The organism is Corynebacterium drakensteinense (assembly GCF_041224285.1).
In the GTDB taxonomy this organism is placed as follows: domain Bacteria; phylum Actinomycetota; class Actinomycetes; order Mycobacteriales; family Mycobacteriaceae; genus Corynebacterium.
On sequence record NZ_JAXOFP010000010.1, the window covers coordinates 90,804 to 104,325 of the forward strand.

Consider the following 13,522-nt stretch of genomic DNA (forward strand, 5'->3'; position numbering starts at 1 on the left):
GGTTAGGTCGCCAACGGGTTCGTGCCTGCTAGCAGCCACCACGCTGCGACCACAGCGGCTATGCCGATGATCACGAAAATCCAGGACGATGCCAATGGACGGCGCGCCCAAGCACGCGCACCATCCAGCGAATACAATCCAGGGCCGGTAAATTGCACGATCACGGCGATCGCTGCAGCGATGACTGGCAGCCACAGGGCTGGTTCCCAGCTGAAGATATTCAGCCCGGACTGCTCTACCGCGATTTGATGCACGGCCATAAAACCAGTCACGGTCAACGCAACCATCGCGGCAAAGGGAGCCAGCAGACCCAGCAACAGGAATATTCCCGAGGCTAATTGCAACGACGCCACCAGAATCGCCAACAGATGCACCTGGTTATATTCCGAGAACTCTGCTTCTAGGCCTGAGATTCCCTCATAATTGCCCAAGCCGAAGAACGTGCCCACACCTTGAATAATGAGCCACGCAGCAAACACAATGCGCAGCAAGAACAAGCCGAGGTCGATCGTGCCACGGCGGTAATCCACTGAAGGCTCGTTGGCACCTTGGCCATGCTCGTGTGCAGCCTCGGTAGCCTCACTACCCTGCGCATACGGCTGCTGCACCGGATACTGTGGTGCAGCGTCAGCGCCCGCTGCTTGTTGTGCCGGTACTTGCTGCACGGGCTGTGCTTGGCCTGCGTTTCGCGGTACGGCCGACTCTGCGACCGGTACGGTGGTTTGCTTACCCGCAGGGTCAATGATCTCGGTGGAGGCGAAATCCTCATCGCGGTATTCCGGACGGTCATCTTCGCGCGCAGCGGCCTGAACAGTATCCTTCGATTCCTGCTTGGGCTGGCTCTGGGTCTGCTGAAACTGGGTAGTTTCGGCAGAATCCTGCGCTGCTGATGATTCGTCACCAGCTACTGACGAGTTCCCTGCTGCAGCGCCTTTCTCTGCTGCAGCGCCTTTCTCTGCTGCAGCGCCTTTTTCTGCTGCCGGAGCCTTAGCCGTTGCCTGGGCCTGGGCATTGTCGCCACGGTTAGCACCGGAATTGGGCTCAATTTTTTGTGGGGCGGCGCGTCCCGCCCGCTCAAAGATTGTGGTGTGTGGTTCCGGCGCAGTGGCTTGTTGCGCAGAATCCGGGGTGGTTTTATCGGCAGATGTCGCCGGAGAATCGGATGCTTTCGAAGCGTCGTATGTAGGGACGTCGAATTCATCGTCATAAAAGTCGGCTTTATCCGGCTGGCGGCCGGATTTTGGCGCATCTTTCGAGTTTTTCGGGTTGTTTTTGCGATCGCTCATGGACCCAATTTATGCGATAGCCCTGCACAAACCTGTTACCAACCCGCCCCGTGGAGGTTTTAAGCTAAGCGATGCGCAATTTATTGCCTGTCACGGCCGTACGCGCCCGGCTGCACGAGCCCGGGCACATAACACCTACGGCGTAGGGATTAGCCACATTGCTCCAGCAGCTCACCCAGCGCACGATGTTCCGCCTCAGTTGTCCACAGACCGTAAACATATTTCACGTGGACTTGTATGCGCCCATAATCGCACCGAAACGGTTTATGCGGCGGCAACCAGGTAGCAGCATCGGCCGCACCTTTTGCCCGGTTATTAGAAGCATCTACCGCAAGCAGGTTAATCGGATCATTGGCAAAATCGCGCCGTTTAGTCTCGTCCCACTGAAAAGCACCTTTCACCCAGGCGTCGCCAAGCGCAACTACGTGCTCAATATCCACCTGGTTATCGCCGCGGTGAAAGTTGATGGTTTCACCAGAATAGGGGCTGTCGAAGGTGCCACTTTCCACCAGGCAACCATGCGTGCCGTTTCGGATCGAAATATCTTTCAGGTCGCGCTGCAAAATGTCGTTCCGCGTATCACAACCGTTGTGACCTCCGGCGACGTTGACATCATCGCTCCAGGGCTGTCCGAATAGGTCCCGGTCATAACCGGAATTGGGTGCGCGCCCTTTGATTTCTAGGGCCTGGTGCATGCTTCGATAATCAAGGCTGTCATCGGTATACAACCCCGGCTCAGTGTGCGGATAAACAGTAGCGGGCTGATCATCGGGAGTCTCGGCAGCGGTCGTGGTGGGGTCGACCGTGGCAGTAACAGTTGTGGATTCAGTCACCGTGGCGGTGTCCACGGATCCAGTCCCCGGCTCCACACACCCGGTGAGAGCTACCGAAAGCGCACCCGCAAGCGCCGTACCGGTAAATATTCTGGCAATCATGATTTGCCAACCGTAGCACAGCCGCCCGAGCCCACCGGTGCTCACCGAACATCTGGCAGGCGAGCACGAACAACCGCCGAGACGACGGTCTGCACGTCCCAAGTCCTGCCAGAAGCTGCCGGTATTCGCAAAACAGACCACCAACAACCTGATATAGTTGATACATCACCTAAAATCGATGAAATATTGCCCCGTATCGACGAAATACCCTCCGCGAGAGAAAGGGAAACCATGTCCACCGAGTACACCGCAGCAGATTCATCTGCACCCAACGACGACTGGGCTGGCGATGCCCAAAACGCCGCAACCAGCGGCGCATTCGAGCGCGATACAAACTACATCGCCGATCGCATCACCGCAGATGTTTCCGGCGACGCACCGGAACCAGCACCCGCAGACACCTTGCACTGGCCTGTGCAAGCCCACCGCTACCGACTCGTTGCAGCGCGCGCATGTCCGTGGGCACACCGTGCGGTAATCGTGCGTCGCTTGCTCGGCCTCGAAGACGTTATCTCGCTTGCGCTGGCTGGCCCCACCCACGACAAGCGTTCTTGGACATTCGACCTTGATCCCGGCAAGGTCGACCCAGTATTAGAGATCCCGCGATTGCAGGATGCGTTTTTCGCTCGCTTCCCCGATTACCCGCGTGGAATCACCGTGCCTGCGATCGTCGAGGAATCCAGCGGAAAGGTCGTGACGAATGATTTCACTAGCATCGTCCGCGATTTTCAAACCGAATGGAGCGACCACCACCGCGCCGGCGCTCCGCAACTTTTGCCCCCGGAAGACAAGCGTGCGGAGATGGACGAGATCAATGATTACCTCTTCCATAAACTCAACAACGGCGTCTACCGCTGTGGCTTCGCTGGCTCACAAGATGCTTACGAAGAAGCTTATGCAGACGTTTTCGAAGCGCTCGACTGGCTCGAACAGCGCCTGGCGACGCAGCGATTCATCATGGGCGAACACATCACCGAAAGCGACATCCGGGCATATACCACGCTGATCCGTTTCGATGCGGTCTATCACGGCCATTTCAAAGCTAACCGGAATAAGATCAGCGAAATGCCGAACGTCTCTGGCTATCTGCGAGAGCTTTTCCAAACCCCCGGCTTTGGAGACACCACCGATTTTACCGAAATCAAACAGCATTATTACATCGTGCACCGAGAAATCAACCCAACGCAGGTCGTCCCATTGGGTCCGGATGTATCTGGTTTGGCGCAACCGCACGGGCGCGAGCACCTTGCAGGCGCGCCGTTCGCTCAGGGGACAACTTTGCCTGCTCGTCTACCAGAATCTGAAGGGCTGAAAAACCCTACTCAGATCCAACGCGAACTATTCAATCTAGACAGAAGCTAGTTAGCTTATTTCTGCTCTTCTTCTTTTTCTGACGGTGATGCATCACCCGGAAGGGCGGTATCTTGCGCACGAGAATCCGCGTAGGTTGCCGCTTTATTTTCTTCCTTGGCTTCCATCTGGTTTTCGTCGGCAAGCAACTTGTAGTCTTCACCGATGCTGAAATCGACTTCTTCGTCTTCATGCAACTGAGTCGCGACCTCGTCGGAAACATAGTTGTAGAGCTCTTTGTCGCCCAAGTTGGACTCAGCAACCAATTGTTGCAATTCCTCGTTGTGCTTCTTTTCCAGCTCTTTGTCTGGGTGCAACGACAGATACATCAGCTGACGCAGACGGGCACGCTTGGTAGCCTCGTCGCGAATCCGGGCAAAGGACTTGATCCAGGCGCCGACCAATACGACGACCATGAACATACCCATGTAGCCCAAAACTGGGTAGACGTATTGCATCAAGACATCGAAGCCAACGAAGCTGACGGCAAAGCCCAGCAAAGTACCGACGATGAAGATGACGCGGTACTGGTTTTCGCGACCGGCTGACAGGCGCTTACCCAGCGCGTAGAACATACCGATAGCTGTGTTGAAGACCATCGCAAAGATGACCAGAGCCATGACCAGACCCAAGTTCTCATTGATGTCATCGACCAGCGTGAGCATCGGAATCGAAGTTCCATCAATGAGCTCTGCGTTGAACAGCATTGCCATGGTGGCCAGCACCAGCATGATGGCGTAGGCAATACCGCCGAACAATCCACCCCAACCGGCTTCACGTGGGTCGAGGTAATCGCCACCGATAACCAGAGTCATGGACACAGCCAGGATCAATGCCAGACCGTTGTAGTTCAATGCGGAGAGCAACCAGTTGCTGATTGGGCTTTCAATTTCAGCCGAACGCTGCGCAACCAGGTTCACATCATCTGGCCAGTTCACGAAGGTATAGACGGCAACCGAAAGAATCGCGATGATGATCAGCGGGGTGAGCAAACCGATGATGCGCGAAACTTTATTGACATCCAGCATGCCGGCTACCAGGACGAGCCCCAGCATGATCGTGGAACCAATCCACGGCTGCCACCCGAATTGCTGCTCCAGGTTGGAACCAGCACCGGCGAGCATCACGAAACCGATCGAGAACAACGTGATGACTACTGAGATGTCCAAAAGTAGGGACACAATTGGGTGTGTCGTGCGCTTGAACACCAAACGGTGCTCACGGGCGTGGAAATAGCTACCCAATTGCAAGAACACGGTTCCGGCCAGCGCCATCACGATGCCAGCTACCGCAGCACCTGCCAGCCCCCACAATCCATAGGACGAAAAGTATTGTACGACCTCGCGGCCGGTGGCGAATCCCGCACCGACAACAAGGCCCACAAAGGACAAGGCAATACCTGTAATGCGTTTATATGACACCGAATTATCGCTCTTTCTTCGCTTAAGAAAACTATCTTCGGATAATGAACGTAACTACGATACACGCATCACAGCATTATGTGTTGCTGGCTTGTTATTCCGCGAGCTTCTCTGCAATCAATTTGTTGACTTGACCTGGATCAGCTTTGCCCTGGGTAGCTTTCATCACGGCACCCACGATGGCACCGGTCACCTTCTTGTTTCCGGCGCGGTACTTTTCGACGATATCCGGGTTTTCGGCAAGCGCGTCGTCCACGGCTTTTTCGATCGCACCATCATCACGCACGACCTCCAAGCCACGCTTGGCGACGACCTCGTCGACGTCTCCTTCTCCTTCTAGCACCCCATCAACGGCTTTGCGGCCGAGCTTGGTCGTCAGCTTGCCTTCCTTGACAAGCTCGACGACGCGCGCAACCTGCGCCGGGGTAATATCCAGCGCGGCCAGCTCGACGCCGCGTTCGTTTGCCTTAGCAGCCAGGTAAGACACCCACCATGCGCGTGCTTCATCGGCGCTCGCACCGTGGTCGGTAGTTTCGATGATCAAATCCAGCGCACCGGCGTTGACCAGATCGCGCATTTCTTTGTCTTTCAGACCCCACTCTTTTTGGATGCGGGCACGGCGAATCCAGGGCATCTCCGGCAGCGTCTGCGCAATTTCTTCTACCCACGCACGCGGCGCAGAAACCGGTGGCAGATCCGGATCGTTGAAATAGCGGTAATCCTCCGCGGTTTCTTTCGGCCGACCTTTGGCGGTTGATCCGTCCGATTCCTGGTAGTGGCGGGTCTCCAGCGCGATTTCCTCGCCATTATCCAGCGCATATGCCTGGCGCTGCATCTCGAAGCGCACGGCTTGTTCCACGGACTTCAGCGAGTTGATGTTCTTCGTCTCCGTGCGGGTGCCGAATTCTTCGGTGCCTTTCGGGCGCAGGGACAGGTTAGAATCCACACGCATCGAGCCTTGGTCCATGCGCGCATCAGAAACTCCCAGAGCTGCGACCAGCTCGCGCAAAGCAGTGACATAGGCACGGGCTACCTCAGGGGCACGCTCACCGGCACCGACGATTGGCTTAGTCACGATCTCGATCAGCGGGATACCCGCGCGGTTGTAATCGACCAGCGAGGCAGTGGCGCCATGGATACGGCCGTCGACACCGCCCAGGTGGGTGAGCTTACCGGTGTCTTCTTCCATGTGTGCACGTTCGATTTCCACGCGCCACTCGGTGCCGTCGTCAAGCACCACATCGAGGTAGCCATCGAATGCGATGGGCTCGTCGTACTGCGAAATTTGGTAGTTCTTCGGCTGGTCAGGATAAAAATAATTCTTGCGGGCAAAACGTGAAGACTCGGCGATCTGGCAGTTCAAAGCCAGACCAATCTTGATTGCCCATTCCACACCCTTGGCGTTTACCACCGGCAAAGCACCGGGCAAGCCAAGGGAAACTGGATCGACGTTGGAGTTCGGCTCATCGCCGAAGTGTGCCGAGGAGGCCGAAAACATCTTAGTTTCCGTCCCCAATTCCACGTGGACTTCTAGGCCCATCACTGGGTCATACTTTTCGAGGACTTCGTCGTAGTCCAATAAGTCATACATCGCAGCAGTCATAGCCACCATGGTAATAGCACCCCGCGCGATTTGTGCGCACGGGGTTTCGGGCCGCACGGCAAGCGCGCGCGTGGCGGACTAACCAAACAGGGCCTGGGCAATTTCGTAGCGGCGCATCGGCACCGTTTTTAGCTTGGCGACGACCTCGTCTAGCGCCACGGTTTCGATCGTGTCGCCTTTGAGCACCACTGAGGTTCCGAAGTCACGACGATGCGCAGCGCGAGTAGCATGCACTCCAAAACGGCTAGCAAGAACCCGGTCAAACGCAGTCGGCGTGCCGCCACGCTGCACGTGCCCCAACACGGTGGTGCGCACGTCATAACCAGTGGAACGCGAGATTTCTTCGCCGATAAGCTGGCCCATTCCGCCAAGGCGGCGGTGGCCGAACTCGTCGACACCTTTATCATCCACGGCCATCGTGCCGGGCCGCGGCTGGGCGCCTTCGGCGACGACAATGATGCCGTATTTTTCCCCCATCTGGAAGCGTCGCTCCATCGACTTCGTAATCTCACTAACATCGAAGGGCACTTCTGGAATCACGATATGGTGTGCCCCACCAGCTAGACCAGCATGCAGTGCAATCCAGCCAGTGTGGCGCCCCATGACCTCGACGATGAAGATGCGCTGGTGGGATTCTGCGGTGGCGTGCAGGCGGTCAATCGCTTCGGTGGCAACCGCAACCGCGCTATCGAAGCCAAAGGTGTAATCAGTGGCAAGCACATCGTTATCAATGGTTTTGGGCACACCAACGACGGGCACGCCGTGGTCTGCGAGCCATTTCGCACCTTTCAGGGTGCCTTCCCCACCGATGGCGATCAACGCATCGACACGCGCGTCGGCAAGGTTGTCCTTGATGGTCTCCAAGCCGGATTTAAAAATTTCCGGGTGCAGCCGACCAGTGCCCAGGATGGTTCCACCGCGCACCAGGATTTTGTCGATGGCGTCGTCGTCGTAAAGATCGACGCGGTCGTCGTCCAGCAGGCCCAACCAGCCGTCGCGATAGCCGACGACGGTGGAATCGTGTTCTTGATTCGCCGTGCGAACAACCGCACGGATCACGGCGTTGAGACCCGGGCAGTCGCCGCCCGATGTCAGTGTGGCAATGCGCATGCCTCTACTGTAGGCAAGCCCGCAAGATCGTGGGTCGTGCGGTCGGTGTTACGTTGTCGTTTCTGTATTCAGCCTGGACGGAATCCGCGCCCCCGTAAGCACCCAAAGCTAAATAGTTTTTCGGTAGAACAACGAGGTCACCAAACCGATTGCCAGCACTAACACCAACAGCAGCACGGTATTTGCAGTACCGACGGCTAGGCCGGAATGGGCGACAGTAAGTTGCATCAAAGCCGACAAAATAGACACGCCCATGACAGAACCCAGCTGTCGGGATGTGTTGTAGACCCCCGAAGCTGCTCCCATGATCGGCGCTTCCACATCGCGCATCGTGGTCGCTGAATTGGTACCCCAAATGAACGACTGGCCAATGCCCAAAAATGCGGCGGCGATCGACAGCCACCACACCGGGTATTCAAATGCCATGATCCACCAACACACCGCGCAGGCGGCGACCATCAGGCTAAACCCGCCAACGACGAGGTTCCGCGGGTGAAAATTATCCGCCATGATTCCTGCGATCGGCGAAACGAACAGCGAGCTCAATGCCATGGGCACCATGACCAAGCCTGCGGTTCCGGAATCGAGTCCTTGGCCGTCTTGGAGCCACAACATAATCGGCAACATCAACGAAGCTGCCATAAAGCCCATGCAGGAAATGATGAGGACGCCCAGCCGGTAATTGTGGTTGCGGAATAAGAACAGCGGAATCATCGCCTCCACCCCGCGGTCCTGCGCGCTGCGCTGCAGCTTAATGAAGCAGTATAGGCCGAGCACACCCAACGCGAGCATCAGCCAGATCCACCAGGCCCAATTCGACTCCGGGGCTTGCTGAATAGCACCAACGATTAACAGCATGGACACCAGAGAAACCATGACCGATAGCGGGTCGAGTTTTCGCGCGTAAGTCGGCATCCGCGGCACCCACAAGGTGGCGAGAACGATCGCCAGAATGCCAAACGGAATGTGAATGAGAAATACCGCCTGCCACGACGAGCGTTCTACCAAAAACCCACCGAGCGCTGGCCCGGTAATAGCTGCAACGGATCCGATAATGCCCCACACCCCGAGCGCGCGGCCACGACGCTCGCGAGCAAAAACCCGGTTGATCACCGACATCGTCTGCGGCATCTGAATCGACGCCCCCAAGCCCTGTACGCAGCGCGCGGCGATGAGCAACTCGATGCTGGGGGCCCATGCCGAAGCGAGTGCCCCCAGCACAAACACGGTAATGCCTATGCGGAACAGGCGGCGTTGGCCGAAGCGATCGCCCAGTCGCCCGGTAAATAACAGCGGCACCACCACGAAGAGCAAAAACCCGGATGATACCCACAACGTCTCTGCGAGCGTCGCATCAAACGCACGACGGATGCTCGGAATTGCGACAGCAATGAGAGTTTGATCAAGCAAAGACATGAAAAAGCCCAATGACAGGGCAAACATTGCCTTCCACGCCTGGGCCTCTGGAAGCACCGTAGACTCCATCGCACCTAGAGCTGTGGGAGTATGTGGTTGCTTCGGCTGTGGTTGTGGTGCGGTAGTCACCTGGCCCATCCTAGCGCCCGGAAATTTTCTAGCGCTCAACGCAGCCACCGACCTAGACTAGTGCGCATGGCATTAATCGATGTGAAATCCCCCAAAGAAGTATCGACCGCAACCACCACCGCATTCGGCCTGGTGGGCGGCTACCTCACTGCTGTCCAGACTGGCGTGCGCCCGCTGGGTGGCATCGTGCTCGGCGCTGCCGGATATTGGGCAGCACGCTCGTGGGCGGCGAAAACCAACCCAGCGACCACCGCGGGCTTGCTCGGTGGCTACATAGCAGCCTTTGGACTATCGCACCCACTGGCCAAGAAGATCGGCTCCTGGCCAGCCGTGGGTGTCGTCACCGCTGCCACCGCAGCGGCGTCCTACGCGTTATCTGACAAAAAATAAACGCGCCCAGAAGGGCGCGCGCTGCGAGTGTGGGCTAGCCGCTACACACACTCGCTCGTGATGCGTGAGTATGAACACTCACGGCACCAACCTTGTGCATTGCATTAGCTCCGGGTGAGGGCTTCGAATGCGGCACCAACGCGGTAGAGGCGCTCATCAGCAAAAGCTGGCGCCATAATCTGCAATCCAGTTGGCAGCTGCGTATCTGCTGCCATGCCGGAAGGTACGGACATGCCACAGACACCCGCCAAGTTCAACGGCAAGGTGCACAAGTCGAAGTTATACATAGCGGTAGGGTCTTCGACCTTTTCGCCTAACCGGAATGCTGTCGTCGGCGTCGTTGGGGAAACCAAGACGTCGACTTTTTCATAGGCACGTGCAAAATCCTGTGCCACCAAGGTGCGGATGCGCTGCGCTTGCAGGTAGTACGCATCGTAGTAGCCCACGGACAAGGCATAGGTACCTACCATGATGCGGCGCTTGACCTCGGGGCCAAATCCGGCCTCGCGGGACAGTTCCATCACCTGGTTTGCGGAGTGCTCGCCGTCGTCACCCATGCGCTTGCCGTAGCGCATGCCGTCGAAACGCGCCAAGTTTGACGAGACCTCGCACGGCATAATCAGATAGTACGCCGCCAGTGCATCGTCGAAATGCGGACAATCGATTTCCACGACCTCAGCGCCGTTGTCCACCAGCGTCTGCACGCTCTTGTGGTACTGCTCCATCACCCCGGTCTGCCAGCCGTCGCGTTCGAATTGCTTGATGATACCGACCTTCAGCCCGGAAACATCACCATTCGCGCCTTCACGCGCAGCACCGACCACGTCTGGGACGGCTTGATCGACACTGGTGGCATCGTGTGGATCATGGCCGGCAATAATCTCGTGCAACAGCGCGGTATCCAGCACCGTGTTGGCACATGGGCCGGCTTGGTCCAGCGAAGAAGCTGCGGCGATCAAACCATAACGAGACACCGTGCCATAGGTCGGTTTCACACCGACGGTGTTGGTAAGCGCTGCAGGCTGGCGGATCGAACCTCCAGTGTCCGTGCCGATGCCCAACGGCGCCTGGCCGGAAGCCAACGCGGCTGCCGTACCGCCACCGGAACCACCAGGTGTGCGGTCGGTGTCATAGGGGTTGCGCACCGGACCGTAAGCGGAGTTTTCGTTCGACGAACCCATGGCGAACTCATCCAAGTTGGTCTTACCCAAAATCGGAATGCCGGCTTCGCGCAGACGACGAGTCACGGTCGCATCATAAGGGCTGCGGTAGCCTTCGAGCATTTTCGATGCCGCCGTGGTTGGAGCATCGGTGGTGACCAACAGATCTTTGAGTGCGAGTGGCACACCAGCCAGTGGCGAAGCCGGTGCCTCACCGTTATCTAATGCCGAGTCGACGGCATCGGCAGCTGCCAAGGCTTGCTCTGCACCGATGTGCAAGAAAGAATTCAGGGTCTCGTTGGTCTCGCTGATGCGGTCCAAATGTGCCTGTGTGACTTCGCGAGACGTGATTTCCCGGTTGTGGATACGGCGAGCTAATTCCGCTGCGGTTTCCGAGGTGAGTCCGGATGTTGGGCGTGTAAATTCAGTCATTAATTATCTACCTTTATCGCTTTTCAACTGGGCTAGCCACGGATTTTTGGAACCACGAAACGACCATCACGCGCATCAGGGGCCTGGTCCAGGGCTTCCTCAGCCGACAAGGTGGGAACAACCTCGTCTTTACGCATGGTGGTTTCTACTGAATGCGGGTGGCTCATCGGTTCTACGCCGCTGGTATCCACGTTCTGTACCGCCGAGACCACATCAACGATGCCGTCAATTTGTTCTGCATACGTAGCGATTTCCGAATCGCTCAACGCCAGGCGTGAAAGCTTCGCCAGGTGCTCAATTTTCTCGCGGGAAATTTCTGACACAGTCGATTCAATCCTTTGCTATCCGTGAAGCAATTTTCTCCCGTACTATGCTACGCCACTGGCGCCAACACTACGACGACTGGGATAGCGGGCAACGACGCTCACGGACGCAACAGCACACCGCAGATGTGGAATCCAAATAGATACCGTGTACATACTGTGTTTTCGGTCCCAAATTCAGGCGCCGCGTTGCTAGGATGGTGAAGACCAACGCCAAACGCAGAAAGTGGTGGCTTAAAATCATGTCGTTTTTGATCCGTGTCCTGCTCCCGGATACCCCGGGAGCGCTCGGACAATTAGCCGACGCCATCGGCCAAACCGGCGGAAATATTCAATCCGTCGACATCATCGAATCCTTTTCTGCTGACGCCGTCATGGACGATATTGTCGTCGACCTTCCGCCCGGCGTGATGGCAGATGCCTTGATCACGGCCGCTAACTCCGTCGATGGCGTAGAAGTCGATTCCATTCGGCCGTTCTCGGGTCGAGTAGATCGCCGCGGGCAGATCGAAATGCTCTCGGAGCTGGCGACTAACAGCGGTGGTCTGCGCGCTTCCTTGCAGAAATTCGTCTCGGTTTTCCCAAAGGCATTGACCTCATCGTGGGCAATTATCGTCGACACTAGTGGTGAGATTACCCGCGTGGCCGCATCAAGCGCGGCGCCAGAAGACGATGGCTCGATCCCGGCCGATATCGATATCACCGCAGCCCGTGTGCTCATCGCCGACAGCGAAGCATGGATTCCAGAATCCTGGCGGATCCTCGATTCCGCACTGGCCGGAGCGCCGCTTGGCAATAGCGGCTTGGTGCTTATTATCGGTCGTGCAGGCGGCCCAGATTATCTTGCCAGTGAGGTCGTCCACCTGGGGCATCTCGGCAATATCCTGGGCAAACTCATCGACTAGACGGTGTTACGGCTAAAGCTTGCCGTCGAGAAGCTCGACGAATTCTGCTTCTGACAAGACGCGGACGCCTAAATCACGAGCTTTGGTCTCTTTCGATCCCGCGTTGGCCCCAGCCACGAGGAAATCGGTCTTTTTCGATACCGATCCGGTGGCTTTTCCGCCGCGCGAGACAATCGCTTCTTTTGCGCTATCGCGACTAAAGCCCTCCAGAGTGCCCGTGACGACGATGGTCAGCCCTTCCAGAGTCTGAGCAAGCCGCTGTTCGGCGGCAACTTCCATCGTCACACCAGCGTGCGCCCACTTGTCGACGATGGCGCGGTGCCAATCCACGTCGAACCACTCGCGTAGGGAATTCGCGATGGTCGCTCCTACTCCATCCACATCTGCGATTTGTTCGACCTCGGCGCTGCGCAGCGCCTCCATGGAACCGAAACGCGTCGCCAAGGCCCGTGCCGCCGTCGGGCCGACGTGGCGGATCGACAGCGCGATCAACACCCGCCAGAAATCCGCGTGCCGTGCGCTCTCGAGGTTTTCCAGTAACTTCTTACCGCTAGCGTTGACCACCCGCTGGGTTTTGTCGTCTTTGTCCAGGCGGGTGTACACCGTGGATTTCACCAGTGATTCTTCATCGATGGCGAAGAGGTCTGACTCGTCGACAACAACGCCACTCGCGATCAGGTCGTGGGCGCCTTTTTCTCCGAGCGCCTCGATATCGAAGGCCTTGCGGGAGGCAAGGTATTCCAGCCGGGCCCCGAGCTGGGCCGGGCACGACTGTGCATTCGGGCAGCGCCAGTCAGCATCGCCTTCTTTTTGCGGTGCCAGCTTCGTGCCACACGACGGGCAGTTTTCCGGGAAGCTCCATTCGTATTCGCTACCGTCGCGTTGCGCGACCACCGCGCCCAGCACTTCTGGGATGATCTCGCCGGCTTTGCGGATGACCACGGTATCGCCGATGAGCACGCCTTTGCGCTTCACCTCAGTCTGGTTGTGCAGCGTCGCCATGGACACGGTGGTTCCGGCGACGAAAACCGGATCCATGATCGCAAACGGAGTCACCCGCCC

General features: G+C 57.5%; 12 protein-coding genes. 3 read left to right on the forward strand and 9 right to left on the reverse strand.

Annotation, left to right across the window (positions count from 1 at the left end; all coding sequences use genetic code 11):
* Nucleotides 1-2: 2 nt before the first annotated feature.
* Entirely contained in the window at nt 3-1,286 is a 1,284-nt protein-coding gene (locus U1140_RS07300) for a DoxX family protein (RefSeq protein ID WP_369846877.1), read from the reverse strand.
* Nucleotides 1,287-1,435: 149 nt separating this feature from the next.
* Nucleotides 1,436-2,221 (reverse strand): HNH endonuclease family protein, encoded by a 786-nt coding sequence (locus tag U1140_RS07305; protein ID WP_369846878.1) that lies wholly within the window; start codon nt 2,219-2,221, stop codon nt 1,436-1,438.
* 231 nt (nt 2,222-2,452) lie between these two features.
* Here U1140_RS07305 and U1140_RS07310 point away from each other — a divergent pair, with 231 nt between their 5' ends.
* Nucleotides 2,453-3,583: a glutathione S-transferase family protein gene (locus tag U1140_RS07310; RefSeq protein WP_369846880.1), complete on the forward strand. Its 1,131-nt coding sequence runs from the start codon at nt 2,453-2,455 to the stop codon at nt 3,581-3,583.
* A 5-nt stretch (nt 3,584-3,588) separates the two neighbouring features.
* Here U1140_RS07310 and U1140_RS07315 read toward each other — a convergent pair whose 3' ends face one another.
* From U1140_RS07315 to U1140_RS07330, 4 genes are all read right to left on the reverse strand, one after another.
* A complete protein-coding gene (locus tag U1140_RS07315) occupies nt 3,589-4,992 on the reverse strand; it encodes a YkvI family membrane protein (protein ID WP_369846881.1) in 1,404 nt (467 codons plus the stop codon).
* Nucleotides 4,993-5,086: 94 nt separating this feature from the next.
* On the reverse strand, nt 5,087-6,604 hold the full coding sequence (gene gatB, locus U1140_RS07320) for an Asp-tRNA(Asn)/Glu-tRNA(Gln) amidotransferase subunit GatB (protein ID WP_369846882.1): 1,518 nt from the start codon (nt 6,602-6,604) through the stop codon (nt 5,087-5,089).
* A 69-nt stretch (nt 6,605-6,673) separates the two neighbouring features.
* A complete protein-coding gene (locus tag U1140_RS07325) occupies nt 6,674-7,705 on the reverse strand; it encodes an ATP-dependent 6-phosphofructokinase (protein ID WP_369846883.1) in 1,032 nt (343 codons plus the stop codon).
* Nucleotides 7,706-7,813: 108 nt separating this feature from the next.
* Nucleotides 7,814-9,259 carry an MFS transporter gene (locus U1140_RS07330; protein ID WP_459076889.1) on the reverse strand — a complete coding sequence of 482 codons (1,446 nt, stop codon included), beginning with the start codon at nt 9,257-9,259 and terminating at the stop codon, nt 7,814-7,816.
* A 57-nt stretch (nt 9,260-9,316) separates the two neighbouring features.
* Here U1140_RS07330 and U1140_RS07335 point away from each other — a divergent pair, with 57 nt between their 5' ends.
* The gene (locus U1140_RS07335) at nt 9,317-9,640 is read left to right on the forward strand and encodes a hypothetical protein (protein WP_369846886.1); all 324 of its coding nucleotides are present in this window, start codon (nt 9,317-9,319) and stop codon (nt 9,638-9,640) included.
* A 104-nt stretch (nt 9,641-9,744) separates the two neighbouring features.
* On the opposite strand, the gene gatA is transcribed toward U1140_RS07335, so the two are convergent.
* Entirely contained in the window at nt 9,745-11,232 is a 1,488-nt protein-coding gene (gene gatA, locus U1140_RS07340; RefSeq protein WP_369846888.1) for an Asp-tRNA(Asn)/Glu-tRNA(Gln) amidotransferase subunit GatA, read from the reverse strand.
* 32 nt (nt 11,233-11,264) lie between these two features.
* A complete protein-coding gene (gatC, locus tag U1140_RS07345; protein ID WP_369846889.1) occupies nt 11,265-11,555 on the reverse strand; it encodes an Asp-tRNA(Asn)/Glu-tRNA(Gln) amidotransferase subunit GatC in 291 nt (96 codons plus the stop codon).
* A 242-nt stretch (nt 11,556-11,797) separates the two neighbouring features.
* Here gatC and U1140_RS07350 point away from each other — a divergent pair, with 242 nt between their 5' ends.
* On the forward strand, nt 11,798-12,460 hold the full coding sequence (locus U1140_RS07350; protein ID WP_369846891.1) for an ACT domain-containing protein: 663 nt from the start codon (nt 11,798-11,800) through the stop codon (nt 12,458-12,460).
* A gap of 12 nt (nt 12,461-12,472) precedes the next feature.
* On the opposite strand, the gene ligA is transcribed toward U1140_RS07350, so the two are convergent.
* On the reverse strand, nt 12,473-13,522 hold a 1,050-nt coding region (gene ligA, locus U1140_RS07355), incomplete at its 5' end, for an NAD-dependent DNA ligase LigA (protein ID WP_369846892.1).

Bases quoted from the DNA above. Each gene is read 5' to 3' on its own strand.
- U1140_RS07300 (WP_369846877.1), bottom strand. From the start codon at position 1,286: ATGAGCGATCGCAAAAACAACCCGAAAAACTCGAAAGATGCGCCAAAA.
- U1140_RS07305 (WP_369846878.1), bottom strand. From the start codon at position 2,221: ATGATTGCCAGAATATTTACCGGTACGGCGCTTGCGGGTGCGCTTTCG.
- U1140_RS07310 (WP_369846880.1), top strand. From the start codon at position 2,453: ATGTCCACCGAGTACACCGCAGCAGATTCATCTGCACCCAACGACGAC.
- gatB (WP_369846882.1), bottom strand. From the start codon at position 6,604: ATGGTGGCTATGACTGCTGCGATGTATGACTTATTGGACTACGACGAA.
- U1140_RS07325 (WP_369846883.1), bottom strand. From the start codon at position 7,705: ATGCGCATTGCCACACTGACATCGGGCGGCGACTGCCCGGGTCTCAAC.
- U1140_RS07330 (WP_459076889.1), bottom strand. From the start codon at position 9,259: ATGGGCCAGGTGACTACCGCACCACAACCACAGCCGAAGCAACCACAT.
- U1140_RS07335 (WP_369846886.1), top strand. From the start codon at position 9,317: ATGGCATTAATCGATGTGAAATCCCCCAAAGAAGTATCGACCGCAACC.
- gatA (WP_369846888.1), bottom strand. From the start codon at position 11,232: ATGACTGAATTTACACGCCCAACATCCGGACTCACCTCGGAAACCGCA.
- U1140_RS07350 (WP_369846891.1), top strand. From the start codon at position 11,798: ATGTCGTTTTTGATCCGTGTCCTGCTCCCGGATACCCCGGGAGCGCTC.